The following is a 21964-nucleotide window of genomic DNA, read 5'->3' as shown; positions in this document are numbered from 1 at the left end:
AACGGGGTTGATGACGGCACAGTCATGGGGTCTCCAATGCACAGTCGTACAGCGAAGCCACCGACAAATAACACGCCGCCCGCCCCGTCGGAAATTCAGCCAGCCGTAATATGCAACCAAACATTGGCGCACTGGGCTAGCGGTATCCCGGCAGAACGACACGCGGTTGCCACGGCCATTGAGGCTACGGATTGCACCAAAAGCATGAGAAAGCACGCCGATGATGCGATTCATCACAATTCATCAGATTCAGATAAGGACAACGACAGGAGGCAGACCGGTTGCCTGTGTTGAGCGAGGGTCGCGGCGGCCACCCCAAGCGCCGCGACTCATTTCTATAAAGCGAACAAGAGTTTTCCTATTTATTCGCTTTTCGCGATGAAGCGAGGTGCGTAGATTGGAGTTTTTTTTCGCGCCCGCCCATGTCCACGACCGCCCTGCCTGCCGCCAACGCCGCCGCCCGCACGCCCTCCCGCCCATCCCGCGCCCTGGCGCGCATGCTGTCGCTGGACGACTTCGAAGCCGCTGCCCGCCGCCGACTGCCGCGGCCGATCTTCGGCTACGTGGCGGGCGCCGCCGAGGACAACCAGTCGCTGCGCGCCAATCGCGACGCCTTCGGCCGCTACGTCTTCCAGCCGCGCGTGCTGGTCGACGTGTCGCGCCGCAGCCAGCATGTGGAACTGTTCGGCCGGCGCTACGAATCGCCGTTCGGCATCGCCCCCATGGGCATCAGCGCCCTGTCCGCCTATCGCGGCGACATCGTGCTGGCGCGGGCCGCGCGCGAACAGGGCATTCCCGCCATCCTCAGCGGCACCGCGCTGATCGCGCTCGAAGACGTCATCAAGGAAGCGCCGGGCACGTGGTTCCAGGCCTACCTGCCCGGCGACCCGGCGCGCATCGACGCGCTGGTGGCGCGCGCCGCGCGCGCCGGCTACGAAACCCTGGTGCTGACGGTGGACATCCCGGTGTCCGCCAACCGCGAAAACAATGTGCGAACCGGGTTCTCGACGCCGCTCAAGCCCAGCCTGCGGCTGGCATGGGACGGCCTGACGCGGCCACGCTGGCTGGCTGGCACGTTCCTGCGCACGCTGCTGGCCCACGGCATGCCGCACTTCGAAAACTCGTTCGCCACGCGCGGCGCGCCGATCGTGTCGGCGTCGGTGCTGCGCGACTTCAGCGCGCGCGACCACCTGAACTGGGAGCACGTGGCGCGCATCCGCCGCCAGTGGCCGGGTACGCTCATCATCAAGGGCATCCTGCATCCCCGGGACGCGCGGCTGGCGCGCGAGCACGGCGCCGACGGCATCATCGTGTCGAACCATGGCGGTCGCCAACTGGACGGCGCCATTTCGCCGCTGCGCGCCCTGCCGGGCGTGGTCGCCGCGGCCGGCGCCATGCCGGTGATGATGGACAGCGGCGTGCGCCGCGGCGGCGACGTGCTCAAGGCGCTGGCGCTGGGCGCGCGCTTCGTGTTCGTGGGCCGGCCCTTCAACTACGCCGCCGCCGTCGGCGGCCAGGCCGGGGTGGCGCACGCCATCGGCCTGCTGCGGGCCGAGGTCGACCGCAACATGGCCATGCTTGGCATCAACCGCCTGGACCAGTTGGACGCCGACCTGCTGGCGCCGGCCTGAGATCGCGCGCGTCGATCCGCCCCGCCCATGACGGCCGGATACGATCCGGCAGGGCATAGAATGGCGGTTCCTCCGCTCTCGCCGGCCCCCGCCCCACCGCCCGTGTCCCTGCGCCAATCCTCGTTCTTCCTGCGTTTCCTGACCCTGGGCGCGCTGGCCCACGTCTACGTCGGCGCCCGCCTGATCCCCGACGCCGGACTCTCCGATCCGGGCAGCGCCGGCGCCATCCTGCTGCTGATCCTGTCTTGCATCCTGATTCCGCTGGGCATGCTGGCGCGCTCGTCCGTGCATCCGCCCTGGGGCGACCGCATCGCCTGGGTCGGCCTGATCGCGATGGGCCTGTTCTCGTCACTGTTCGTGCTGACGGTGCTGCGCGACGTGCTGCTGCTGGTTGCGTGGCTGGTCGACCTGGCCACGGGCCTGGCGCCGCCCTGGCTCGCGCTGCGGCGCGCCACCGCGCTGGCGGTGGCCGGGTTGGCGCTGGCGGCCACGCTGGTGGGTTTCTACAACGCCCGCCGGCGCGCCCGCGTGGTCACGATCGACGTGCCCGTGCGCGGCCTGCCGGCCGATCTCGACGGTTTCACCATCGCGCAGATCAGCGACATCCATGTCGGCCCCACCATCAAGCGGCGCTACGTGCAGGCCATCGTCGACGCGGTCAACGAACTGGCGCCGGACATGATCGCCATCACCGGCGACGTGGTCGATGGCAGCGTCGAGCAACTGGCGGCCCAGGCCAGCCCGCTGGGCACCCTGCGCGCGCCCTTCGGCGTGTACCTGGTGACGGGCAACCATGAATACTATTCGGGCGCGGCGCCCTGGGTGGCGGAATTCCGCCGCATGGGCCTGCGGGTGCTGATGAACGAGCACGCGGTCGTCCATCCGGCCGGCCTGCCGCTGGTGGTGGCCGGCGTCACCGACTACAGCGCCGGCGCCTTCGATCCGCGCCAGCGCAGCAACCCGGCCGCGGCGCTGGCGGGCGCGCCGCCCGACGCGGTCGCGCGGATCCTGCTGGCGCACCAGCCGCGCAGCGCGGCCGCCGCCGCGCCGCTGGGTTACACCCTGCAGCTGTCCGGCCATACGCACGGCGGCCAGTTCTTTCCCTGGGGGTTTTTCGTGCGCTTCCAGCAACCCTACACCGCCGGCCTGCACCGGCTGGGCGACATGTGGATCTACATCAGCCGTGGCACCGGCTATTGGGGCCCGCCCAAGCGGCTGGGCGCGCCGTCGGAAATCACCCGCCTGCGGCTGCGCCCGGCGCGCTGACCGCCCGACGCGCCATGGCTGGCGGCGCCGTTCAGGCCGCTTCCGGCAACGGGCCGCGCTCCAGGTAGCTGGTCAACGCGATATCGCTGGTGGTGTTGGTAATGCCTTCGATCTGGTGGATGCGCGCCAGCAATGCCTCCAGCGCCTGGGTATCGCGGACACGCACCTTGAGCAGCATCGCGCTCTTGCCCGTGATGGTGTGGATCTCCTCCACCTCGGTCAGTTCGGCCAGCCCCAACACCTGCTGGGTGATGCTCCAGTTGTTGGTATCGACATGCACGAACGCCAGCAGCGGACGGCCGATGCGGGCGCCATCGAGCTTGGCGGCAATGCCTTTGATCAGGCCATCGCGCTTGAGGCGCTTGACCCGTTCATGCACGGCGGGCGCCGACAGGTTCAGCAACTTGCCCAGATCGGCATAGCTCGGCGAGGCGTCCTCGGCCAGCAGCGTTAATAGTTTTCGGTCACGGTCGTCGAGATCTGGCATCGGAATCAGGTTCTGCCTAACGGCATTCGAACTTTTACGGGATAAGGGAATATCGGTATTAACCCTTATTTTATTCCAATAAAATGCCCGGCATGCAGAACCGCGACACCGCGCAAGACACATCGCGCAATTCCCCCCTGCCGGCCGCCATCCCGGCCCTGATGTTCGCCGTCAGCGTCGTCGGCTCCAACGGCCTGGCCCTCAGTCCCATCCTGTCCGACGTGGCGCGCTCGTTCGCCAGCACGCCCCTGACCGTCAGCACCGCGATTTCCGCCTATGGCGCCGCCACCGCGGCCAGCGCCTTCCTGCTGGCGGCCCGCATCGACCGCTGGGGCATTCGCCGCGCGCTGCTGACCGCCATGACGGTGCTGATCGCCGCCCTGCTGCTGTCGGCCAGCGCGCCGCACTGGATCGTGCTGACGGTGGCCCAGGCCCTGGCCGGCGCCGCCGCCGGCGTGATCCTGCCGGCCGCCTATGGCTCGGCCACGCTGGTGGCGGCCGCCGGCCAGGAAACCCGGTCCCTGGGCCGCGTCATCTCGGGCTGGTCGGTGTCGCTGGTGGCCGGCGTGCCGCTGTCGGCGCTGATTTCCGACGCCATCGGCTGGCGCGCCACCTACGGCGTGCTGGCGCTGTGCGCCGCGGTGGCCCTGGCCGGCCTGCGCACGCTGCCCGAACGCCGCAACACCCATGCCGCGCCGCCGCGACTGTCGCGCCTGCTGGCGCCGCTGTCGTACCGCGACGTACCGGTGCTGCTGTTGGGCTGCCTGGCGTTTTCGAGCGCCTTCTACGGCGTCTATGCCTTCCTGGCCGACCACGTGCGCACGCTGCTCGGCCTGACGGCGGGCCAGGTGGGCTTCATCGCCTTCGCCTACGGCGCCGGCTTCCTGCTGGCCGGCCTGGCCGGCGCGCCCCTGATCGAGCGCCTCGGTCCGCGCCGCGCGCTGCCGTTGGCGCTGGCGACAATCACCGCGGTCTACCTGGCGCTGCTGCCGGCCGCGCATGCGCTGGCGGCGGTGCTGGCGATTGCCGTGCTGTGGGGCGCCGCCTCGCAGTTGAGCCTGAACCTGCTGGTGTTGCTGCTGTCGCGGGCCCGCCCCGACGAGCGCGGCGCGGTGCTGGGGCTCAATACCTGCACCACCTACCTGGGCGCTAGCGTCGGCACCGCGGTGGCCGGCACGCTGTACACCCACGCGGGCTTCGAGGTCCTGGGCCTGGCCGCGGCCGCCGCCGTGGCGCTGGCCGCGCTGACGCTGCATTGGCGCCTGAACGGCCGCCGCGCCGGCGAGCGCCGCGCCGCCGCCTGAGGCCGCCTCAGCCCGGCAGCACCACCGCGCAATCGCGTCCGGCGCGCTTGGCCTGATAGAGCGCCTGGTCGGCGCGCCGCAGCACATCCGACATGCTGGCGTCGGTCTCCAGGAAACGCGTGATGCCGCCACTGGCCGACAATACCAGCGCGTGGCCGTCGATCTGCGCGGGATGCTGGCGCAGACCGCCGCGCAACCGGTCGCAGATCGCCAGGGCCACGTCCTTGTCGGCGTCGGCCAGCAACACCACGAATTCCTCGCCGCCCAGGCGGCCCACTGCATCTTGCTCGCGCAGGCACGCGCGCAGCTGGTCGCAGAAATGGCGCAACGCGGCGTCGCCGCCCAGATGCCCGTAGCGGTCATTGACTTGCTTGAAATGGTCCAGATCGAGCATCAACGCCGTGTGACAGGCGCCGCGCTTGGCCGATTCCAGCAGGCCTTTCATACGCTGCAGGATCTCGGCCCGGGTCCAGCAGCCGGTCAGGCCGTCGACCTTGGCCATGCGAGCCAGGGCGGCCTCGTTGCGGCGGTTTTCGGTCATATCCATGCCGATGTTGATCACACTGCCGTCCGGCAGGCGCACGTTGGACCACATGACGGAAAGGCGCTCGCCGTCGCGCGCGAGCGGCTGCCATTCGCGGAACGACGGGTGCGGCGCGCGGCCCACGCTGTCGATGACGCGGGCGCGGACCTCGGGGTCGGGATAGAACAGGGCCAGCGGCTCCGCGTGGCGATTGATCTCGTCGCGGGTCCAGCCGAAGCGGCGCTCGCAAGCCTCGTTCCAGAGCAGGCACTTGCCTTGTTCGTCAAAGGCGTTGATCAGCACCGGCGCATTCTGGAATAACGCCTGATACTGCGCGACCATTTGGCGCAGGTGCGCGAGCTCGGCATCGCGCGGATCCGGCACGCCGGCGGGTTCGTGGCTGGCGCCTCGCTGCTGCGAGGCAATCAAAGCGTCATTCGAAGAGACGAGTCGCATGGGGTCGCAGGCGAAAAGGCGGCGCGGCCCGGGCCGCCGCTGCGGGCCGGGGCGTGAAAGGCGCGGCCAGTATACGTTCAAGCCCGCCCGGCAATTGCCAAGAAGCGTCAAGTCGCGCCCGCCTACGCGCGGGCAGGGTCGCTACCAGGGGAACGTGATCAGGTCGCCGTACAGGCTGCGCAGCTTGGCCTTGACCTCGGGCGACTGCTGATAGATGGAGATGAACTTCAGCAGCCGCGGGTCCTGCGCATGATCGGGCCGGGTGACCCAGCGAATGGCGTAGCGGCGCACGTTGGCCGGATCGGTGTTGTCGAATGCCAGGCCGTCCTTTTCGTCCAGGCCGGCCTGCTTGGCGAAGGTGGTGTAGGTGACCGAGGCCGTCACGTCGTCGAACACCCGCGCCGACTGCGAGCCTTCGATCTGCACGAATTTCAGGCGCTTGGGATTGTCGGTCACGTCCTCGAGCGTGGCCTGGTGCGCCACGCCGGGCTTGAGCTTGATCAGGCCGATGGATTCCAGCAGCAGCAAGGCGCGGCCGGTATTGACCGGATCGTTGGGCACCGCCACGGTGGCCCCTTCGGGCAGCGGCTGGCCCTTCTTGAGCTTCTTGGAGAACAGGCCGATGGTGGTGGAATAGCCGTAGGCGATGGGCGTCAGGTTGGCGCCGCGGCGGGCATTGAACAGTTGCAGGAACGGTTCGTGCTGGAAGAAATTGGCGTCAACCGAGCCATCGGCCACGGCGATGTTGGGCAGCACCCAGTCGTTGAATTCGACCAGTTGCACCTCCAGCCCGGCCTTGCGCGCCTCGGCGACCGCGATTTCGGTGGCGGCGTTGGCCACGGTCGGAATCAGGCCGATGCGCAGCGGCTTGTCGGCAGCCAGCGCCGCGGTGGCGCTGGCCAGGCCGAGGACGGCGACGACCAAGGTGCGCGCCAGGGACGGAAACACGGAAAGCAAGGACATGGAATCATCCACTCGGAAAACGGTCGACATCGCGTATTGTGCCGCAGCAGGCTGCCGCCATGGCCAAAGGCCGCGCGCCCGCCGTGGCAATCGCGCGGCGCCACGGCGCTACACTGGCCCCCGGCACTGAAACCCTGCATCACGGAGCCCGCCTTGCAAAACACCGTTACCCTGCCCACCCATGTCACCCTGATCGGCGCCCCCACCGACATCGGCGCGGGCGCGCGCGGCGCGTCGATGGGCCCCGAGGCCTTGCGCGTGGCTGGCATCGGCCCGGTCATCGAAGCCCAGGGCTTCACCGTCACCGACCGTGGCAATCTCTACGGCCCGGCCAACCCGTGGCAGCCCCCGGTCGACGGTTACCGGCACCTGGACGAAGTGGCCGCCTGGAACCAGGCCGTGCACGACGCCATGTACGAGGCCCTCGCCCAAGGCACGCTGCCCATCCTGCTGGGCGGCGACCATTGCCTGGGCATCGGCTCGATCAGCGCGGTGGCCCGCCATTGCCGCGCCGTCGGCAAGAAACTGCGCGTGCTGTGGCTGGACGCGCACACCGACTTCAACACCAACGCCCTGACGCCCACCGGCAATATCCACGGCATGCCGGTGGCCTGCCTGTGCGGCCACGGCCCGGCGCAGATCACCGGCATGTCGGGCCAGACGCCCGACATCGATCCGTCCTGGGTGCGCCAGATCGGCATCCGCAGCGTCGACGAGGGCGAGAAGCGCCTGGTGCACCAGGCCGGCCTGGAAGTCTTCGACATGCGCTACCTCGACGAAATGGGCATGCGCGCCACGATGGAAGCGGCGCTGGCCGGGCTGGACGAGGACACTCACCTGCACGTCAGCTTCGATGTCGATTTCCTCGATCCCGAGATCGCCCCCGGCGTCGGCACCACGGTAATGGGCGGGCCGACCTACCGCGAAGCGCAGCTGTGCATGGAGATGATCGCCGACACCGGCCTGATGCGCTCGCTGGACGTGGTGGAACTGAACCCCGCCTTCGACGTGCGCAACAAGACCGCCGACCTGGCGGTGGACCTGATCGAGAGCCTGTTCGGCAAGTCGACACTGGTGCGGCGCGGCGCCTGACGCGTCAGGCTTCGCCCTCGCGGCGGATCGCGCTGGCCGCCGCCGCCAGGCATCGGACATGCTCGTCGCGCCGCGCCCGCACCCGCGGCGTCGGCCCGGCCAGGCATAGCGCATACCATTCCCCCGCGCGGTCCAGCGCCACCGCCAGGCCGGTCAGGTCGGCCACGCTTTCGCCCGCGTTCTCGGCCCAGCCGCGCGCCTCGGCTTCGGCCACGTCGGCCAGCAGCGCCGCGCGCGTGGTGCGCGTATGGTCGGTGTAGCGGCGAAAGTCGGCCGCCGCCAGCACCGCGTCGCGCTCGCCGGGCGCCAGGCGCGCCAGGATCGCCTTGGCCACCGCGCTGGTATGCAGCGGCCGGCGCTCGCCAGGCCGGGTGGCGTAATGCACCGGCTGCGCGGATTGCGCCACCTCCAGGAACAGCACGCCGCCGTCCTGGATCTTGCCCAGCATCACCGTTTCGCCGGTATCGTCGCGCAGCGCCGCCAGTAACGGCCGCACCCGTTCCAGCCACGGATCGCCCGCCTGGATCAGGCCGCACAGCGCCTGCAGGCGCGGCGTGGGGTAATACCCGCCGCGCCGTCGCACCTCGTACAGATAGCCGCGTCCCACCAGCGTGCGCACCAGCGCCAGGCAGCTCGACATGGGCGCGCCCAGGCCCTGCGCCAGCTCGGTGAGAGACAGCGGACGGCGCGCCTGCGCGTACAGCTCGATCAATTCCAGGGTGCGGACGACCAGTTTCACTTCCATCGTGGAGACCTCGTCAATGGACGTTGACTTTTCGTATCTGTGAACATAAATTCTTGCACAGGAATTTTTATTCACCAATAAGAATAAATTTTCAGCCGGATGGAGAACCGGCGCCCGGCCCCAGCATTCGCGTCATACCCAAAACTCGATATTCGGCTCGCCCGACGGGCCGTGGAGACAAACCGATGCGTATCAAACCCCTGTTGGCGGCCGCGGCCGCCACGCTGGCCGCCGTGGGCGCGCCGACCGCTTCCGCGCTGGCCCAGGATGTCGTGAGGCTGGGCGTATCCAATGACCGATCCGGCATCTATTCCGACCTGGGCGGCCTGGGATCGGAAATGGCCGTGCGCATGGCGGTGGAGGATTTCGGCGGCAAGGTCGCCGGCAAGACGGTCGAAGTGGTCGGCGCCGACAACCAGAACAAGGCCGACGTGGCCTCGGCCCTGGTGCGGCGCTGGTTCGATACGCAGCAGCTGGTGGCGGTGGTCGATGGCGGCGCCAGTTCCGCCGGCCTGGCGGCGCAGGGCGTGGCACGCGAGAAAGGCGGCACCGCCCTCATCAGCGGCGGCTTCGCCGGCGATTTCAGCGGCAAGCAATGCAGCCCGCTCAGCACCCAATGGGCGCCCGACACCTACGCGCTGGCCAATGCGGTGGTCAAGAGCGTGGTCGAAAGCGGCGGCCAGTCCTGGTACTTCATCACCACCGATTACGTTTTCGGCAAGTCGCTGGAGGCCAACGCCAGCCGCTTCGTGCAGGCCGCCGGCGGCAGGGTGCTTGGGAGCACGCGACACCCGCTGGGCGCGATGGACTTCGCCTCGTTCCTGGTGCAGGCGCAGGCTTCCAAGGCCGACGTGGTGGGCCTGGCCAGCGCCGGCGGCGACCTGGTCAACCTGATCAAACAGGCCCAGGAATTCGGGCTGACCGGCGGCAAGCAGCGCCTTCTCACCTTCCTGACCTTCATCAACGACGTGCAGGCCATGGGCCTGCCGGTGGCGCAGGGGCTGACCTTTCCCACCGGCTTCTACTGGGATGCCGACGACGATACGCGCGCGTGGGCCCGCCGCTGGCAGCAGAAGATGGGCGTGACGCGGCCGCCGTCGATCGTGCAGGCCCTGAGCTACGTCGCCACCACGCATTACCTGCAGGCCGCGCAGGCCGCCGGCAGCTTCGAGGGTGCGGCTGTCAACCAGAAGATGCGCGAGTTGCCCATCACCACCAAACTGATCAAGAATGCCCGCATACGCCCCGAAGACGGGCGAGTCATCATGGACCTGTATCTGGTGGAAGTGAAAAAGCCCGCCGAGTCCAAGTACCCCGGCGACTTCTACCGCATCCTGTCCACGGTGCCTGGCGAGAAGGTGTTCGTCTCGCTGGCCGACAGCGAATGCCCCCTGATCAAGAAATAAGTCCATCCCGGAGGAGACATCCCATGAAGTGCTATTGCGTCGTCAATTTCCGCGAACCGCTGCAGGAAATGGAGCAGGCCACCCCCACGCCGCAAGGGTCGCAAGTGCTGCTGAAGGTACGCGCGGCGGGCGTCTGCCACAGCGACATTCACTTGTGGGAGGGCGGCTACGACCTGGGCCAGGGCCGCACCCTGTCGCTCAAGGAGCGCGGCGTCTCGTTGCCCCTGACGATGGGCCACGAGACGGTCGGCAGCGTGGTCGCGGCCGGCCCCGATGCGCAAGGGGTGCAGTCCGGCCGCAACTACCTGGTCTATCCGTGGATCGGTTGCGGCGCCTGCCCGACCTGCCTGTCGGGCCAGGAAAACCACTGCACCGCGCCCGCCTGCCTGGGCGTGCATCGGGCTGGCGGCTACGCCGACCACATCCTGGTGCCGCACCCGCGCTACCTGATCGACATCGGCGACCTGGACCCGGCCCGCATCGCGCCCTACGCCTGCTCGGGCCTGACCACCTATTCGGCGCTGCGCAAGATCGGCGAAGCCGTCTACCGCGAGCATCCGGTGGTCATCTTCGGCGCCGGCGGACTGGGCCTGATGAGTCTTACGCTGATCAAGGCGTTGGGCGGCAAGGGCGGCATCGTGGTCGACATCGACCCGGCCAAGCGCCAGGCCGCGCTGGAGGCCGGCGCCCTGGCCGCCATCGACGGCGCCGCGCCCGACGCCGCCCAGCAGGTCATCAAGGCCGCGGGCGGCAAGCCGCTGCAGGCCGCCATCGACCTGGTGGGCGCGCCGTCCACCACCGCCCTGGCCTTCGACTTCCTGACCAAGGGCGGCAAGCTCATCATCGTCGGGCTGTTCGGCGGCGCTTCGTCGTGGCCGATCGCGCTGATCCCGATGAAGGCCATGTCCATCATCGGCAGCTACGTCGGCAACCTGGCCGAGCTGCGCGAGCTGATGGACCTGGTGCGCGCCGGCAAGGTGCCGCCGATGCCGGTGCACCGCCATCCGCTGGCCGAGGCCGACAGCGTGCTGGCCTCGCTGCGCGCCGGCAAGGTGCTGGGCCGCGCGGTGCTGACGGTGGAGTGAGCCGTGTCGGCCGGCGGGGGAATTCGATTGGGCCTATCATAGACGCCAGTCTCCCCTTCCCCCGCCCGAACAAAGGACCTCGCATGACCGACCGCCAGCTCACCATTCTCGCGGCCATCAACCTGCTGATCGCGGTCGGCGCCGGTGCTTTCGGCGCCCACGGCCTCAAGCGCCTGGTAACGCCCGAGCTGCTGTCGGTCTGGCAGACCGGCGTCATGTACCATCTGGTCCATGGCCTGGGCCTGTTCGTCATCGCGCTGCTCGGCGCGCGCTACGGGTCGCCGCTGCTGTCGGCCGCCGGCCTCGTAATGTTCATCGGCATCGTCCTATTTTCAGGTAGCCTGTACGTCCTGACCCTGACCGGCACCCATTGGCTTGGCGCGATCACGCCCGTGGGCGGCGCGGCCTTCCTGGCCGCCTGGGCGATGGTGGCGCTGGCCGCCTACCGCGCCCAGGGCTGAGCCCTCGCCGGGCCGCCGCCCGGCAACCCCGCATTACCTTTCTTGGCGGCTTCGGCCGCCTTTCCCGCTGAACCCCGATGTCCTCCTCTACCGTTTTTCCCGCCGCGCGTGACCATTCCGCCTTCGCAGGCATCGCCTGTGTCGCCGGTGGCATCTTCTTCCTGACGCTCAGCGACGCCAACGCCAAGTGGCTGGGCACCACCTACAACCCGCTGCAGATCCTGTTCCTGCGCGCGCTGATCGCGTTGCCGTTCGTCACCGCGCTGGCCGTCTGGCTGGGCGGGCGCCGGGTGCTGCGCACCGCCCATCCCGGCCTGCACCTGACGCGCGGCGCCATCAACGTGGTCTCGGCCTGTTGTTTCTACCTGGGGTTGCGCGCGCTGCCGCTGGCGGAGGCCACCGCCATCGCGTTCGCCGCGCCGTTGTTCGTCACGGCGCTGTCGGTGCTGATCCTGAAGGAACGCGTCGATGGCCGCCGCTGGCTGGCGGTGCTGGCAGGGTTCGCGGGCGTGCTGATCATCGTGCGGCCCGGCACCGACGCGTTCCAGGCCGCGACCCTGCTGCCGTTGACCACCGCCTTCCTGTACGCCGTGATGATGATCACGGCGCGCGGCATCGGCCGCGGCGAAGGCATGCTCACCACCACCTTCTACATCGTCGCGGGCCAACTGGTTTGCAGCGCGCTGGCGCTGCCCTGGGTCTGGCACGCGCCGGCTCTGGCCGACCTGCCCTATTTCGCGGCGGTGGCGCTGTTCAGCACGCTGGGGCTGGCGCTGATCACGCAGGGCTTTCGCATCGCGCCGGCCTCCGTGGTGGCGCCGTTCGACTACACCGGCCTGATCTGGGCCACCCTGCTGGGCTGGATCTTCTGGCGCGAGGCGCCCGATGCCTACGCCTACCTGGGCGCGCTGTTCATCGCCGGCAGCGGCGTCTACATCGCGCTGCGCGAGGCGCGCGGGTCGCAGAAACGGCGCGCCACAGCCTAGTGCGCCGTGGCGCGGTCAGCCACAAACCGGGTCAGCGATCGCGCCGCGCCCGTCGCCAGGCGCAGCGCAATGCCTACTCCGTCGGCGGCGGGAAATTGCGCTTGAGCACGCGCGCCACGTTCGGTTCCTGGGCGGCCTGGCGCGCCACTGCCGTCAGCGCCGGACAGTTGGCCTCGAACCAGGCCTGGCCCGGCCGCCAGTGCGTCATCACCGTCACGTACAGGTCCAGCGCGGAAAAACGGCGGCCCAGCATGTGCGGCGCACCGGCCTGGCGTTCCAGCTCCAGCCACAGCTCGGCGCGCCGCGTATGTATCCGCTCGCGCAGCAACTCGGCCGGGGCGCCTGGGGAGGTCCATTGCGGCGGGTCGTCGCCATACGTGAAAGTGGGATAGATCGCCGCCACCAGGCGCACCAGCAGGTTCAGGAAGCGCGCCCGCTCAGGCCGCGCAGGCTCCGGCGCCAGGCCCGCCTGCGGCGCGACGTCGTGCAGGTGCAGCACCATGGCCGCGCTTTCCGTCATCACCTCGCCGTCCGGCGTGATCAGCGTCGGCACCTGCCCCAGCGGATTCAGGTGCAGCAGCCGGTCGCGTTCGGGACCGGGCTTCAGGTAAGGCACGTCGGTCAGCGTATGCGGCACGTTGGCCAGCGCCAGCGCCATTTCGACCACGGCCGAGCCGCAGCCCTGCGAGCCGATCAGTTCATACGTCTTCATGATGGTCACCCTCCCGTTTGCGCCGGCGCCAGCCGCAGCAACTCGCCCGGCGAAGCGTCGGTCAACACATAGACATAGCCGTCGAGCCCCTGCCGCACGTCGCGGATGCGGGCCTTGCGCTCGCCCAGCAGGCGTTCCTCGGCCACCACCTTGTCGCCATCCAGCGTCAGGCGGATCAGGTCCTGGTCGGCCAGCGCGCCGATGAAGAGCGAGTGGCGCCAGGCCGGGAAGCGGTCGGCGTCATAGAACGCCATGCCGCTGATGGCCGGCGACTTGGCCCACCAGTACAGCGGCGGCTCCATGCCTGGCAGCGTTTCGCCCTTAGCCTCGGGTATCGGCTGGCCGGAATAGTTGATGCCATACGTCGCCAGCGGCCAGCCATAGTTCCTGCCCGGCAGCACCAGATTGATCTCGTCGCCGCCGCGCGGGCCGTGTTCGTTCTCCCACAACGCGCCAGTCCAGGGATTGCGCGCCATGCCCTGCGGGTTGCGATGCCCGTAGGACCAGATCTCGGGACGCGCGCCGGCCTTGCCGACGAAGGGATTGTCGGGCGGCACCGAGCCGTCGACCTTCAGCCGCACCACCTTGCCCTGCAGCTTGTCCAGGTCCTGCGCGGTGGGGCGCTGGTTGTTCTCGCCCAGCGAGATGAACAGGTAGCCCTTGCCGTCGAAGACCAGGCGCGAACCGAAGTGCAGTCCCTGCGACAGCTTGGGCGTCTGGCGGAACAGCACCTGGAAATCCTCCAGCGCGCTGGCATCGGCCGAGAGGCGGCCGCGGCCGACCGCGGTGCCGCTGCGCGAACCGTCGGATTCGGCATACGAAAGATAGACGTAGCGGTCCTGCGCGAAACCCGGCGACAGCGCCACGTCGAGCAGGCCGCCCTGCCCTTGCGCGGCCACCTTGGGCACGCCGGCCAGCGGCTTGGACAGGCCCCCCGGCGTGCGCAGCAGGCGCAGGTTGCCCGGCCGCTCGGTGATCAGCACGCCCCCTTCGGGCAGGAAGGCCATTGACCACGGATGATCCAGGCCGCCCACCACCACCGTCACCTGCGCGCGCGCGGCGGGCGGCTGCTCGGGGCTTTTCTGCGGCGTGGCCCAGGACGCGGCCGCGCATAAGGCGACGCCGGCGAAGGCGATCAGGGACGAGGCGCGACGGATCGCGGACGGGCGTGACGGCATGGACATCTCCGGCGGCTGGGTGGGCGCGGCGGCGCTCGGCGGCGCCGCGCGGGTGGCGTACCATAGGAGCCAGCGACGGGTGGCCTCCCGTCCATTTCTCTCAGGAGACTCCCTTACATGAAACTGTACTACATGCCCGGCGCGTGCTCGCTCGCTTCCCACATCGTGCTGGAATGGATCGGCAAGCCCTACGACGCGCACAAGCTCAGCCGCGACGAACTCAAGGGCCCCGCGTTCCTCAAGGTCAATCCGCTGGGCGCCGTGCCCGCCCTGGACGACGACGGTTTCACGCTGACCCAGAACGTCGCGATCCTCGAATACCTGGCCGAACAGGCGCCGCAGGCCAAGCTGCTGGGCGACGGCTCGGCCCGCTCGCGCGCCGACGTGCGCCGCTGGCTCGGCTTCATCAACTCCGACATCCACAAGACCTTCTCGATGATCTTCGGCGCGGGTCGCTTGCTCGCCGAGGAAGCGCCACAGCAGGAACTGGCCGCCTCCGCCTCCAAGCTGCTGACGCGCCTGTTCGCGCTGCTGGACGCCCAGCTGATCAACCAGCCCTACCTGGGCGGCGAAGCGCCGTCGGTCGCCGACGCCTACCTGTACGTGGTGCTGCGCTGGGCCCATGCCAAGCAGGTCGACCTGTCGGGTCAGGACCACCTGGCCGCGTTCTTCAAGCGCATGCAGGACAACGCCGGCGTCAAGGCCGCGCTCAAGGCCGAAGGCCTGGAGTAAGCCCGCCAGGCCGGCATGACCGGCCGCCCCGAACGCCCCGCCGCCCTTGCGCGCCGGGGCGTTTTCTCTTGCGCGCCGGCCTGATTGCCCTCAGCCGCCGGCCAGCGCCGGCGCCGCGCTTTCCAGGGTCTTCCTGACCGCCGCCAGGAAGCGCCGCGCCAGCAGCGGCGGCGCGCTCAGGTTCGAATGCGTGGCCCAGATTTCGACGCTGGCGCCCGGCGCGATCGGCCGCAGCACCATGCTTTCGGTCTGGTCGGGCGACACGCACCACGCGTCCACCAGCGCCGGCCCCAGGCCCTGCTGCACGAAGGAACAGGCCGTCACCGGCGAATGCACCTCCACCGCCGCCGCGCAGGCCGGCGCGCCGCCGAAGAACGATTGCAGCGCGCGGCCCAGCGGCGTGTCGTGCGGATAGCCGATCCACGCCGCCGAAGCGAAATCCTCCGGATGCACCACCTCGTGCGCGGCCAGCGGATGGCCCTTGGGCAGCACGCACACCACCGGCACCGTCGCCAGCCGGACCGACGTCAGGTTGGGATGGTCGGGCGGCCGCATCGAGATGCCGATATCGGCCTGCCCCGACAGGAAATAGGCCGCCAGTTCGTCGAACGTGACGCTGCGGTAGTCGACCCGCGCCGCGCCGTTGCGATCGCGAAAGCGCCGTAGCGCCATCGGCACCAGCCGCTGGCCATAGCTGGCGCTGGCCACGATCCTGAGCATGCCGGCGCCCGATTGCCCGAGGCTGGCCGCGAGATCGTTGACGCGCTGGATGCCGCCATAGACCTGCTCGACCTCGGCATACAGGCGCCGCGCCTCGGCGGTGGGCGACAGCCGGCTCCTGACCCGCTCGAACAGGCGGTAGCCCAGGCGCGTCTCCGTCAGCGCCAGCACCCGGCTCACCGCCGGTTGCGACACATGCAGCATGCGGCCGGCGCCGCTGATCGAGCCGGCCATCATGATGGCGCGGAATACCTCGATCTGGCGCAGGTTCAGCGGCCGGCCGGCGCTGGGCCCGACCTCGTCGGCGTAGGCCTGCTCATCCATGTTGGTTCCCCTTGATCAATAACGGCGGATTATAGGTTTTCGACATTTTTCGATGACGCAGTGCCGCAATCCCGGTGCTAATCTGCCCGCCTCCACACAACAAAACAAGGGGAATCCAGCATGCAACGCACCTTTTTCCGCAGCCTCGCCGCCCTGGCGCTGGCCGCCACCTTCAGCGCGGGCGCGCAGGCCGCCGGCGCCTATCCCGACAAACCGATCACCTTCATCGTGCCCTCGGCCGCCGGCGGATCGCCCGACGTGCTGTCGCGCCTGATCACCACGCAACTGGCCAAGGACACCGGCGCCACCCTGGTGGTGGAAAACCGCCCCGGCGCCGCCGGCAACATCGGCATCGCGCTGGTCAAGCGCGCCGCGCCCGACGGCTACACCGTGGGCTACGGCAACATCAACACGCTGGCCGTCAACCGCTCGCTGTTCAAGCGCCTGCCCTACGACGTCGACCAGGACCTGACGCCCGTGGCGCACATGTTCGACCTGTACAACGCGTTGATCGTGCCGGCGGATTCGCCCATCAAGAGCGTGCAGGACCTGATCGACCGCGCCCGCAAGGAGCCCGGCCGCCTGTCGTATGGCGCCTCGGGCGTCGGCACCACCGGCCACATGGGCGGCGAGCTGTTCAAGAGCATGGCCAAGGTCGACGTCATGTTCATCCCGTACAACGGCGGCCCGGCCGCCATCCAGGATCTGCTGGGCGGCCGCCTGGACTACCTGTTCGTCAACACCTCCGAGGCCACCCCGCTGGTCAAGAGCGGCAAGGTGCGCGCCATCGGCGTCAGCAGCCTCAAGCGCCTGGCGCTGATGCCCGACGTGCCGACGCTGGACGAAGCCGGCCTGAAGGGTTACGAAACCGTGGCCTGGGGCGGCGTGGTCGCGCCCAAGGGCACCCCGGCCGAGGTCGTGGCCAAGCTCAATGCCGACATCCAGAAGGCGCTGCGGGCGCCCGAAGTGCGCACCGGCCTGGAAACGCTGGGCGCCGTGCCCGCCAGCGGCACGCCGGATGAATTCAAGCAGTTGATCGATCGCGAAACCGCCAAATGGAAGCAGATCATCGACACCGCCGGCATCGAGAAACTGGACTGAGCCCCGCCATGACGGACCGCAGCACCCGGATGACCTCCGCTCCGCAAGCCGACTTCATCGTGGCCGGCGCCACGCTCATCGACGGCAGCGGCGGGCCGTCGCGCCAGGGCGACCTGGCGGTGCGCGATGGGCGCATCGTGGCGCTGGGCGATTTCGCCCACGCGCCGGACGTGCCGGTGATCGATGCGCGCGGCCTGGCGCTGGCGCCCGGCTTCATCGACTCGCACACCCACGACGACGGCTACCTGCTGGCGCATCCGGACATGCTGCCAAAGGTGTCGCAAGGCATCACCACGGTGGTCACCGGCAACTGCGGCATCAGCCTGGCGCCGCTGTCGCGCCGGGAGGTCCCGCAGCCGCTGGACCTGCTCGGCCCGCCGGATCTGTTCCGCTTTGGCACTTTCCGCGCCTGGCTCCAGGCCCTGGCCGACACGCCCGCCGCGGTCAACGTCATCCCGCTGGTCGGCCACACCACGCTGCGCGTGGCCGTCATGGACGACACCGGCCGCGCCGCCACCGACGCCGAACGCCAGGCCATGCGCGTCCTGCTCGACGAAGCGCTGGCGGCCGGCGCCTTCGGCGTCTCCACCGGCACCTTCTACCCGCCCGCCAGCGCCGCGCCCACCGACGAGATCATCGACGTCTGCCAGCCGCTGCGCGGCCGCGCCGGCGCGATCTACGCCACCCACCTGCGCGACGAAGCCGATCACATCGTGCCGGCCATGGAAGAGGCGCTGCTGATCGGCCGCGAACTGGACTGCCGCGTGGTGTTCTCGCACCACAAGCTGGCTGGCGAACGCAACCACGGCCGCAGCCGCGAAACGCTCGACATGATCAGCCGCGCCGACGCCACGCAGCGCGTCTGCCTCGACTGCCATCCCTACCCGGCCACCTCGACCATGCTGCGGCTGGACCGCGCCCGCCTGGCCAGCCGCACCATGATCACGTGGTCAAAGGGCTACCCCGAGGCCACCGGCCGCGACTTCAGCGAGGTCATGGCCGAACTGGGCCTGGACGACGAAGCCGCCATCGCCCGGCTGGCACCCGCGGGCGCCATCTACTTCCTGATGGACCCGGCCGACGTCAACCGTATCTTCAGCCATCCGTTGACCATGGTCGGCTCGGACGGCCTGCCGTTCGACCCTCATCCGCACCCGCGCCAGTGGGGCACCTTCACCAACGTGCTGCGCACCATGGTGCGCGAACAACGGCTGCTGTCGCTCGAAACCGCCATCCACAAGATGACCGGCCTGGCGGCGGCCCAATACGGCCTGACCGAGCGCGGCCTGCTGCGCGAGGGGTATCATGCTGATCTGGTGCTGTTCGATCCCGCCAACGTCACAGACACGGCCACTTTTTCAGCTCCCATTCAGGTCAGCCAGGGCATCCACGCCGTGTGGGTCAATGGCAGGCAGGTGTGGGATGGGGAACGGACCGGCGCCGAACGCCCGGGCCAGGTACTGGCGCCCGGTGATGCAATACCTTGGAGTCAACAAAGTGAATAGCTATTCCCAGGGCTGTTACCTGGGTGTTTTGGGCGGCATGGGCCCCATGGCCGGCGCCGCTTTCGCGCTCCGCCTCGCGGCGCTCACGCCCGCCGACGCGGACCAGCAGCACATTCCCACCCTGCTTCGCAACGATCCGCGCATCCCCGATCGTTCCAGCGCCTACATGGCCGGCGGCGAGAATCCCCTGCCCTACATGGTCGAAGGCGTGCGCTTCCTGGAACGCGCCGGCGCCCAGCTCATCGCCATCCCCTGCAACACCGCGCACCTCTGGTACGACGACATCGCCGCCGCCACCCAGCGGCCCGTGCTGCACATCATCCAGGCCGTCATCGACGACCTGCGCCGCCTGGGCCTGCAGCAAGGCCGCATCGGCCTGATGGGCACCGCCGCCACGCTCAAGCTCGGCCTCTACCAGCGCCACCTCGAAGCCCAGGGCTACGAATGCATCGTCCCCGACGACGATGAAGTCGAACGCTACTGCATGGCCTCGATCCGCGCCGTCAAGGGCAACCAGCTCGAAGCCGCCTTCGCCCCCGCCGCCGACTGCATCGCCCGCCTCAAGGCCCGCGGCGCCGACGCCGTCGTCCTGGGCTGCACCGAGCTGCCGCTGGCCGTGCCCCACGCCCTGCGTCCCAGCCTCGGCATCACCTTGACCGACTCCATCGACGCCCTGGCCCGCGCCGCCATCGCCCACTACCTGGCCGACCAGCCCGAGCAACGCATCGCGGCATAGGCAAGGCCCGCGAGTTGCGCGACCGCGCGACAACCGGGAGAATCGATCCGTGGGCCACCCTGTCGGTGGCCCCGGACTATCCAGGAGTGAAGGACGTGCGCAACCCCGTTCTCGCGGCAATGCCGACCGGCATCATGAAAGGCCGGCGCCGGCAAAGCGCTCAAGGCAAACATGCGATCCTGCACGCGGCAATCTGCGCCGTCCTCGCCAGCGCCCCGTTCCTGCCAGTCAAAGCCGCCCACGCCGCCGGCTTCGACTGCAAGGCCGCGAAAACCCATGTCGAACATCTGATCTGCGCCGACCCATCGCTGTCCAGGCTGGACGATCAGGTCAAGGATCTCTACGACAAGATCCAGTCCGAAACCGCAGGCCGTGACGGCGAAACCGGTGAATGGCGCGATCCCGTGGCAAAGGAGCAGACCCAATGGCGCACCACCGTGCGCGACCATTGCCCCGACACTGCCTGCCTGAAATCCGCCTACGAGGCCCGCATCGCCGCCATGAAAAAGAACTGGGCAGAAGCGCTAGGCCCCGCGGACAAGTAATACGCGACGCGCTCCGGCGTCGTCGAATCCTGCTATTTGAAAGCTCAGGCGCCCCGATCCCAGTGCCAGAGATTGAAGGCCGCTAGCCGTTGAATTCGATATCGTCCGCGCTCCATGCTTGGTGCAGTTCGGCATATCCCTCTCTCTCTCCTCCCCAGCGGGTCACCCCCTCCCCCAGCGCGCAGCGTCATCCTTCCGGCGCAACCCCACCGCGTATGCAAAGATCGGCCGCCCGCGCGGCCGATCTTTGCGGGCCCCGCAAACGTCGTCCCTTACCCCACGCTCCAGCAGCGCGACAAGCCTCGCAATCCGCAGCCCGAGGCGGGTGGTGCCCTGGCGAGGCGCGCCGTCGATGCGCCCGAGGGAATCTGAAGCCCAATAGTCGTCATTCACGACGCCCGTGACGAAGAAACTGTCTTCGTGGCTGCACCTGTGGCAAGGTGGAATGCCGCTCAGGTAAAGACCGACCTTCCAATGGTGCGTGTTTGCCCACGCCCGTACTGAAGCATGGCCCCGGGTGACGTCACCGACATTGGTGAGCACATGCTTAGCGCGTGCATCCCGTTTGAGAGAGTGAGTACAACGACGTACCCATGCCTGGCGGCATTCCGTTAGCGATGATGGAGCAAGCCATGTCACCTCGCAAGTCCGATGCAACCCTAAGCCTGGCCCATCCCGATGCCGCGGGCATCGACATCGGGTCGGCCAGCCACTTCGTCGCCGTGCCTCATGACCGCGACGACCAACCTGTCCGCGAGTTCAAGAGCTTTACGGCCGATTTGTATCGCCTAGCGCAATGGCTCAAGGACTGCGGCGTTACCGCCGTGGCCATGGAGTCCACCGGCGTTTACTGGATCCCGCTTTATGAGCTGCTCGATAGCCAGGGTTTCACCGTTTACCTGGTCAACGCCCGTCACGTGAAGAACGTCTCGGGCCGCAAGTCCGATGTCCTGGACTGCCAGTGGCTGCAACAGCTCATGAGCTATGGCCTGTTGGCCGGCGCCTTCCGTCCCTCTGACGAGATTTGCGTCTTGCGCGAGTTCTCGCGCCAGCGCGAGATGCTGCTTGCTTCGCAGGTGCGCCACGTGCAGCACATGCAGAAGGCACTTGCCCAGATGAACATTCAGCTCACGCAAGTGCTGTCGGACGTGGTCGGGGTCACCGGTCAGGCCATCATCCGCGCCATCGTCGGTGGCGAGCGCGACCCGCATGCACTGGCCCGCCTGAAGAAGCGCCAGGTCAAGGCCAGCGAGGACGATATCGCTGCCGCGCTGCAAGGCAACTGGCGTCACGAGCACTTGTTCGCGTTGCGGCAAGCGCTGGCCCTGTACGACACCTATCAACAACTGCTCAACGATTGCGATCAGCACATCCAAGCCGAACTGCACAAACTGCACCGCCATGACGGCGATCCGGGCAAGTCGCAGCGCCGCTGGCCCAAAAAGGCCATGGCCTTCGATCTGCGCACGCATCTATTTGCCATGTGCGGCGTGGACCTGACCCGCATCAACGGCATCGACGAGATGACTGCCTTTACCGTTCTGGCCGAGGTCGGTCCGGACATGAACCGCTTCCCTTCGGCCAAGCACTTCGCTTCGTGGTTAGGCTTGTGCCCGGGCACACGCATCTCCGGAGGCAAGGTTCTGAACGGCGCCACCAAACGCTCACCCAACCGCGCCGCACAGGCCCTGCGTCTGGCGGCAATGGCGCTACGTCACAGCCAGTCCGCTTTAGGCGCCTACTACCGAAGGCTGTGCGCTCGCCTGGACAAGCGGCGCGCCATCACCGCAGCCGCGCACAAACTGGCTCGACTGATTTACACCCTACTGACCAAAGGGTCCGAATACGTCGACCAAGGTGAGCTGTACTACGAAGAACGCCACCGCCAACGCGTCCTGCATCACCTGACAAAACGTGCAGAGACCATGGGCTACAGCTTGGTGCCGTTAACCGCCTCAGGAGAAACCAACGAGGTATCAATGACTTAAGTGGAGTTTCTTGAGAGG

General features: G+C 68.5%; 21 protein-coding genes. 14 read left to right on the top strand and 7 right to left on the bottom strand.

The window, feature by feature from the left end; all coding sequences use genetic code 11:
• Nucleotides 1-422: 422 nt before the first annotated feature.
• Together AruCF_RS13725 and AruCF_RS13720 are read left to right on the top strand one after the other, a co-directional pair.
• Entirely contained in the window at nucleotides 423-1631 is a 1209-nt protein-coding gene (locus AruCF_RS13725) for an alpha-hydroxy acid oxidase (protein WP_049073567.1), read from the top strand.
• 102 nt (nucleotides 1632-1733) lie between these two features.
• Entirely contained in the window at nucleotides 1734-2897 is a 1164-nt protein-coding gene (locus AruCF_RS13720; RefSeq protein WP_049077779.1) for a metallophosphoesterase, read from the top strand.
• 31 nt (nucleotides 2898-2928) lie between these two features.
• On the opposite strand, the gene AruCF_RS13715 is transcribed toward AruCF_RS13720, so the two are convergent.
• Nucleotides 2929-3384 carry an Lrp/AsnC family transcriptional regulator gene (locus AruCF_RS13715; RefSeq protein WP_049073566.1) on the bottom strand — a complete coding sequence of 152 codons (456 nt, stop codon included), beginning with the start codon at nucleotides 3382-3384 and terminating at the stop codon, nucleotides 2929-2931.
• A gap of 92 nt (nucleotides 3385-3476) precedes the next feature.
• Between AruCF_RS13715 and AruCF_RS13710 the strand changes: the two genes are divergently transcribed.
• A complete protein-coding gene (locus AruCF_RS13710) occupies nucleotides 3477-4688 on the top strand; it encodes an MFS transporter (protein ID WP_049077778.1) in 1212 nt (403 codons plus the stop codon).
• 7 nt (nucleotides 4689-4695) lie between these two features.
• On the opposite strand, the gene AruCF_RS13705 is transcribed toward AruCF_RS13710, so the two are convergent.
• Nucleotides 4696-5667 carry a GGDEF domain-containing protein gene (locus AruCF_RS13705; RefSeq protein WP_049073565.1) on the bottom strand — a complete coding sequence of 324 codons (972 nt, stop codon included), beginning with the start codon at nucleotides 5665-5667 and terminating at the stop codon, nucleotides 4696-4698.
• 141 nt (nucleotides 5668-5808) lie between these two features.
• Complete coding sequence (locus tag AruCF_RS13700) at nucleotides 5809-6630, bottom strand: MetQ/NlpA family ABC transporter substrate-binding protein (protein ID WP_144419128.1); 822 nt, start codon at nucleotides 6628-6630, stop codon at nucleotides 5809-5811.
• A gap of 153 nt (nucleotides 6631-6783) precedes the next feature.
• Between AruCF_RS13700 and rocF the strand changes: the two genes are divergently transcribed.
• Nucleotides 6784-7722, top strand: coding sequence for an arginase (gene rocF / locus AruCF_RS13695; RefSeq protein WP_049073564.1), 939 nt, complete (start codon nucleotides 6784-6786; stop codon nucleotides 7720-7722).
• A 4-nt stretch (nucleotides 7723-7726) separates the two neighbouring features.
• Here the strand turns inward: rocF and AruCF_RS13690 are convergent, their stop codons facing one another.
• Nucleotides 7727-8467, bottom strand: a complete 741-nt coding sequence (locus tag AruCF_RS13690; RefSeq protein WP_049073563.1) for an IclR family transcriptional regulator — start codon at nucleotides 8465-8467, stop codon at nucleotides 7727-7729.
• A 185-nt stretch (nucleotides 8468-8652) separates the two neighbouring features.
• On the opposite strand from AruCF_RS13690, the gene AruCF_RS13685 reads away from it, so the two are divergent.
• From AruCF_RS13685 to AruCF_RS13670, 4 genes are all read left to right on the top strand, one after another.
• Nucleotides 8653-9873, top strand: a complete 1221-nt coding sequence (locus AruCF_RS13685; protein WP_049073562.1) for an ABC transporter substrate-binding protein — start codon at nucleotides 8653-8655, stop codon at nucleotides 9871-9873.
• Nucleotides 9874-9896: 23 nt separating this feature from the next.
• Nucleotides 9897-10958, top strand: coding sequence for an alcohol dehydrogenase (locus AruCF_RS13680; protein WP_049073561.1), 1062 nt, complete (start codon nucleotides 9897-9899; stop codon nucleotides 10956-10958).
• A gap of 83 nt (nucleotides 10959-11041) precedes the next feature.
• Nucleotides 11042-11419, top strand: a complete 378-nt coding sequence (locus AruCF_RS13675) for a DUF423 domain-containing protein (protein ID WP_049073560.1) — start codon at nucleotides 11042-11044, stop codon at nucleotides 11417-11419.
• A gap of 77 nt (nucleotides 11420-11496) precedes the next feature.
• A complete protein-coding gene (locus tag AruCF_RS13670; RefSeq protein ID WP_049073559.1) occupies nucleotides 11497-12405 on the top strand; it encodes a DMT family transporter in 909 nt (302 codons plus the stop codon).
• A gap of 73 nt (nucleotides 12406-12478) precedes the next feature.
• Here the strand turns inward: AruCF_RS13670 and AruCF_RS13665 are convergent, their stop codons facing one another.
• Together AruCF_RS13665 and AruCF_RS13660 are read right to left on the bottom strand one after the other, a co-directional pair.
• The gene (locus AruCF_RS13665) at nucleotides 12479-13117 is read right to left on the bottom strand and encodes a glutathione S-transferase family protein (RefSeq protein WP_049077775.1); all 639 of its coding nucleotides are present in this window, start codon (nucleotides 13115-13117) and stop codon (nucleotides 12479-12481) included.
• Between the two features lie 5 nt (nucleotides 13118-13122).
• Nucleotides 13123-14301 (bottom strand): PQQ-dependent sugar dehydrogenase, encoded by a 1179-nt coding sequence (locus tag AruCF_RS13660; protein ID WP_372364335.1) that lies wholly within the window; start codon nucleotides 14299-14301, stop codon nucleotides 13123-13125.
• Between the two features lie 111 nt (nucleotides 14302-14412).
• Between AruCF_RS13660 and AruCF_RS13655 the strand changes: the two genes are divergently transcribed.
• Complete coding sequence (locus AruCF_RS13655; protein ID WP_049073557.1) at nucleotides 14413-15027, top strand: glutathione binding-like protein; 615 nt, start codon at nucleotides 14413-14415, stop codon at nucleotides 15025-15027.
• Between the two features lie 90 nt (nucleotides 15028-15117).
• On the opposite strand, the gene AruCF_RS13650 is transcribed toward AruCF_RS13655, so the two are convergent.
• On the bottom strand, nucleotides 15118-16071 hold the full coding sequence (locus tag AruCF_RS13650; RefSeq protein WP_049073556.1) for a LysR family transcriptional regulator: 954 nt from the start codon (nucleotides 16069-16071) through the stop codon (nucleotides 15118-15120).
• Nucleotides 16072-16191: 120 nt separating this feature from the next.
• Between AruCF_RS13650 and AruCF_RS13645 the strand changes: the two genes are divergently transcribed.
• From AruCF_RS13645 to AruCF_RS13625, 5 genes are all read left to right on the top strand, one after another.
• Entirely contained in the window at nucleotides 16192-17172 is a 981-nt protein-coding gene (locus tag AruCF_RS13645; protein WP_049073555.1) for a Bug family tripartite tricarboxylate transporter substrate binding protein, read from the top strand.
• Nucleotides 17173-17180: 8 nt separating this feature from the next.
• Entirely contained in the window at nucleotides 17181-18677 is a 1497-nt protein-coding gene (locus tag AruCF_RS13640) for an N-acyl-D-amino-acid deacylase family protein (protein WP_049073554.1), read from the top strand.
• A 46-nt stretch (nucleotides 18678-18723) separates the two neighbouring features.
• Complete coding sequence (gene cuyB, locus AruCF_RS13635; RefSeq protein WP_233639140.1) at nucleotides 18724-19413, top strand: cysteate racemase; 690 nt, start codon at nucleotides 18724-18726, stop codon at nucleotides 19411-19413.
• Nucleotides 19414-19508: 95 nt separating this feature from the next.
• Nucleotides 19509-19958, top strand: coding sequence for a lysozyme inhibitor LprI family protein (locus AruCF_RS13630; RefSeq protein ID WP_235432651.1), 450 nt, complete (start codon nucleotides 19509-19511; stop codon nucleotides 19956-19958).
• A gap of 632 nt (nucleotides 19959-20590) precedes the next feature.
• Nucleotides 20591-21946 carry an IS110 family RNA-guided transposase gene (locus AruCF_RS13625; RefSeq protein ID WP_049073553.1) on the top strand — a complete coding sequence of 452 codons (1356 nt, stop codon included), beginning with the start codon at nucleotides 20591-20593 and terminating at the stop codon, nucleotides 21944-21946.
• Nucleotides 21947-21964 lie beyond the last annotated feature (18 nt).

It is taken from the genome of Achromobacter ruhlandii (assembly GCF_002082135.1).
In the GTDB taxonomy this organism is placed as follows: Bacteria; Pseudomonadota; Gammaproteobacteria; order Burkholderiales; family Burkholderiaceae_B; genus Achromobacter; species Achromobacter ruhlandii.
This window is presented reverse-complemented; position numbering and strand designations above follow the sequence as displayed.

Coding starts and splice junctions, on each gene's coding strand:
- AruCF_RS13725 (WP_049073567.1), top strand. CDS start 423: ATGTCCACGACCGCCCTGCCTGCCGCCAACGCCGCCGCCCGCACGCCC.
- AruCF_RS13715 (WP_049073566.1), bottom strand. CDS start 3,384: ATGCCAGATCTCGACGACCGTGACCGAAAACTATTAACGCTGCTGGCC.
- AruCF_RS13710 (WP_049077778.1), top strand. CDS start 3,477: ATGCAGAACCGCGACACCGCGCAAGACACATCGCGCAATTCCCCCCTG.
- AruCF_RS13705 (WP_049073565.1), bottom strand. CDS start 5,667: ATGCGACTCGTCTCTTCGAATGACGCTTTGATTGCCTCGCAGCAGCGA.
- AruCF_RS13700 (WP_144419128.1), bottom strand. CDS start 6,630: ATGTCCTTGCTTTCCGTGTTTCCGTCCCTGGCGCGCACCTTGGTCGTC.
- AruCF_RS13690 (WP_049073563.1), bottom strand. CDS start 8,467: ATGGAAGTGAAACTGGTCGTCCGCACCCTGGAATTGATCGAGCTGTAC.
- AruCF_RS13685 (WP_049073562.1), top strand. CDS start 8,653: ATGCGTATCAAACCCCTGTTGGCGGCCGCGGCCGCCACGCTGGCCGCC.
- AruCF_RS13680 (WP_049073561.1), top strand. CDS start 9,897: ATGAAGTGCTATTGCGTCGTCAATTTCCGCGAACCGCTGCAGGAAATG.
- AruCF_RS13675 (WP_049073560.1), top strand. CDS start 11,042: ATGACCGACCGCCAGCTCACCATTCTCGCGGCCATCAACCTGCTGATC.
- AruCF_RS13670 (WP_049073559.1), top strand. CDS start 11,497: ATGTCCTCCTCTACCGTTTTTCCCGCCGCGCGTGACCATTCCGCCTTC.
- AruCF_RS13665 (WP_049077775.1), bottom strand. CDS start 13,117: ATGAAGACGTATGAACTGATCGGCTCGCAGGGCTGCGGCTCGGCCGTG.
- AruCF_RS13660 (WP_372364335.1), bottom strand. CDS start 14,301: ATGTCCATGCCGTCACGCCCGTCCGCGATCCGTCGCGCCTCGTCCCTG.
- AruCF_RS13655 (WP_049073557.1), top strand. CDS start 14,413: ATGAAACTGTACTACATGCCCGGCGCGTGCTCGCTCGCTTCCCACATC.
- AruCF_RS13650 (WP_049073556.1), bottom strand. CDS start 16,071: ATGGATGAGCAGGCCTACGCCGACGAGGTCGGGCCCAGCGCCGGCCGG.
- AruCF_RS13645 (WP_049073555.1), top strand. CDS start 16,192: ATGCAACGCACCTTTTTCCGCAGCCTCGCCGCCCTGGCGCTGGCCGCC.
- AruCF_RS13640 (WP_049073554.1), top strand. CDS start 17,181: ATGACGGACCGCAGCACCCGGATGACCTCCGCTCCGCAAGCCGACTTC.
- cuyB (WP_233639140.1), top strand. CDS start 18,724: ATGGCCGGCGCCGCTTTCGCGCTCCGCCTCGCGGCGCTCACGCCCGCC.
- AruCF_RS13625 (WP_049073553.1), top strand. CDS start 20,591: ATGTCACCTCGCAAGTCCGATGCAACCCTAAGCCTGGCCCATCCCGAT.